Raw genomic sequence first — 1,843 nt, 5'->3', positions numbered from 1 at the left:
AGTAAGTGCCTGGATTTCAGACGTATTCTCTTCCGATTAAGTGTTCCCTCCTCCCTCCTCCCTCCTCCCTCCTCCCTCCTCCCTCCTCCCTCCTCCCTGTTCCCTGTTCCCTACCTTTGCTATACAATACCGATGCTACCGGACATGATATAATTGATTAGATTGATCCAAACCTCTATAAAACAGGCATCTTGCCTGTTAATAATATACAGAGCTAAAATTACCTATATAATATTCAACCTATCCCACTATTCTAAAAATGCTTATTTACTTAAGTAAAATTTTCCTGAAAAGCTGGGTTTTTCGTTTTTATCTTTAACAATATTTGGGCTTTTCAACAAAAATATTATTAGTGGGATAGGTTCTTAAAACTGAATTAAAATGAACATCAAAGTACAATTAGATATTGCCAAGAAGGAATAGATAAATACCATTGATAAAATTCTGCAACTTTTAGAGATAGACTTTTCATTAATGGATAATGGATAATGGATAATTGATAATTACCTCTCCCTAAAAGGAAAAGATTTATTTCTCTTGGTTGATTGTATATGGTTAGATCACCTATCCATCCCATCCTAACGGACTGCTCCGCTTGCCAACCGCTTTTTCCCCCTATCCAAGGGGAGGCTTTAAACCTGAATTATTTAATTATTTAATTGTTTAACTATTAATTATTTCGGTAAAAGTAAATATCGGAAAATTCAATATGGAGTGGGGGCGAGCCTTGATTTCTACCGACCCCAATTAACTCATTCCATACTCAGTAAATTGCCTCATATAGGGCGAATGAAATCCTAAAACAATATCGTTTTTAGGAACTCCTAATGTCACTAATTCTTCAGCAAGATCGACCTCGGTTCCATTGTACTGTATCCAGATTTTTTCATCGATAATATCGACATGCATAATACAGCCATAAATTCGTCTCCTTTTATGCCAACCTACCCTAAATAATAAATAATTGTCTCCTTCTCGATGAAAAATTAATTCGGTTTTGACATCTTCTAGATCGAGTTTGTATTGCCCGTATTCGGAAATTACTTTTTTAATTGCTTCTCGGTACTTTTCTAGTTTTTCCATTCAACAATTACCTCCATATCTAAATCATAAACTATTAGTTTAATTTCGTTGTATGCGATGGAAGTCTGAATAAATGGTCTGCTAAAAAAATCTCGATTTGTTTCTATAGGAACAGCCAAATAAAGTACGCGAGACGATTCTATTTCTTTCAAAGCTAAACGGTAATTAATAAACTGTCCGACAGCAAGATGGAAATCATAAATTGCCGATTTTCCCAGGAAACTTTTAATCTCAACAGCGATTTTTTGCCCCTCTTTTTCAGCAGCAATTAATTTTTCTGCACCTAGATCGATAGACATTCCTACATCACCAGAAGCGACAGGCAAAGGATCGTGAGTTATAGTCCATTCTTCTTTTTCAAGAGCACGTTTGACTGTATCGTGAAAGATATCTTTAGCAAACATTAGTTAAAGTTTTTCTACTTAATAAAGACTGGTTTTAATCTAGTTGCCTTCTTCCTTTTATATCCTCCTTGCCTGCAAGAAATTGCAGATGAGATTTGTCAGGGTAAAAGACAAATTTGGTGTCATTTTTGGTGGAATAGGGAATTGTTGGTTGTGCATCAATAAAGTGTGGGAAACGCCCTAGTATGCCGGGCCAATATAATCTAAAAGCACTGATATATCAAGGTTTAGGGCACTTGGGGAGCGAAAAAAGTGCAAATTTTTTAGCCTTTAAGACTAAAAATTTAGGACGGGTGGCAGACACTTCCCAAAAAGATACAGGTACAATTATTCCTCCTACTTCCCACACTTCCCAC

The 1,843-nt window shown here is 36.0% G+C and carries 2 protein-coding genes; both read right to left on the bottom strand.

All coding sequences use genetic code 11. The features are described 5' to 3' along the window. Positions 1 to 747: 747 nt before the first annotated feature. Positions 748 to 1,083 (bottom strand): XisI protein, encoded by a 336-nt coding sequence (locus tag F6K40_RS40015; protein WP_293145835.1) that lies wholly within the window; start codon positions 1,081 to 1,083, stop codon positions 748 to 750. Then, a complete protein-coding gene (locus F6K40_RS40010; RefSeq protein WP_293145832.1) occupies positions 1,071 to 1,487 on the bottom strand; it encodes an element excision factor XisH family protein in 417 nt (138 codons plus the stop codon). The genes F6K40_RS40015 and F6K40_RS40010 overlap by 13 nt, the downstream gene beginning before the upstream one ends. Between the last annotated feature and the right edge of the window lie 356 nt (positions 1,488 to 1,843).

The organism is Okeania sp. SIO3I5 (assembly GCF_010672085.1).
In the GTDB taxonomy this organism is placed as follows: domain Bacteria; phylum Cyanobacteriota; class Cyanobacteriia; order Cyanobacteriales; family Microcoleaceae; genus Trichodesmium.
The sequence above is the reverse complement of the archived record's forward strand: the minus strand, read 5'-3'. Positions and strand labels throughout refer to the sequence as shown.